The 942-nt window shown below is 74.3% G+C and carries 1 protein-coding gene; it reads left to right on the forward strand.

Going from position 1 to position 942, the window contains the following annotated elements:
* Window positions 1-942 (forward strand): GTPase (locus AC2W7G_RS17230; protein WP_485869516.1); only part of this gene is annotated, 942 nt, incomplete at both ends.

Below are 942 nucleotides of genomic sequence, written 5' to 3' on the forward strand. Positions count from 1 at the left end.
TCGACGGCGGCCTCGGGCCACCTCGGACCCCGCGCTGCTGCGCCCGGCCGCCGACGTCACCGGCCGCGGCGCCGAGCGGCTCAAGCTGTCCGGCGAGCACACCATGTCGCGCTGGGCGGCGCCACGGGCTCGGGCAAGTCCTCGCTGTTCAACGCGCTGGCCGACCTCGAGATCGCCGGCACCGGCGTCCGCCGCCCGACCACGACGTGGGCGCTGGCCTGCGCGTGGGGACCCGACGGCGCTCAGGAGCTGCTCGAGTGGATGGGCATCCCGGCCCGCCACCAGGTCTCGCGCCAAAGCATGCTCGACCGCTCCAGCGACGACACGCGCCTGGACGGCCTGGTGCTGCTCGACCTGCCCGACCACGACTCGACCGAGGTCTCCCACCACCTGGAGATGGAGCGGCTGCTGCCGTACTCCGACACGCTGGTGTGGGTGCTCGACCCCCAGAAGTACGCCGATGCCGCCATCCACGACCGCTACATCCGGCCGATGGCCGCGTACGCGGACGTCACGATCGTCGTGCTCAACCAGATCGACCGCATCCCCTTCGACCAGCGCGAGCGCGCCCTGGCGGACCTGCGCCGCATCCTCGCCGAGGAGGGCCTGCCGGACGTCCCGGTCATCGGCATCTCGGCCGCGCGCGGCGACGGCGTGGACGACCTCAAGCGTGAGCTGGCCCGCCGCATCCGGGCCAAGCAGGCCTCGCGCGAGCGTCTCGGCACCGAGCTGAGCGGCATCGCGTCGGGCATCGCCGACGTCGTCGGCACGGCCGAGGTTCCCGGCATCGGCGAGGCGACGTCACGGGCCTCGAGGACGGGCTCGCCTCGGCGGCCGGCGTCCCGGACGTCGTGGAGTCGGTCGGCTCGGTCTCGCGCCGCCGCGCGGTGCGCACCACCACGTGGCCGCTGGCCCGTCTCGTTCGCGGCAAGGACCGCTCCG

The sequence above is a fragment of the Aeromicrobium sp. PFPM2_SD2 genome (assembly GCF_057364525.1).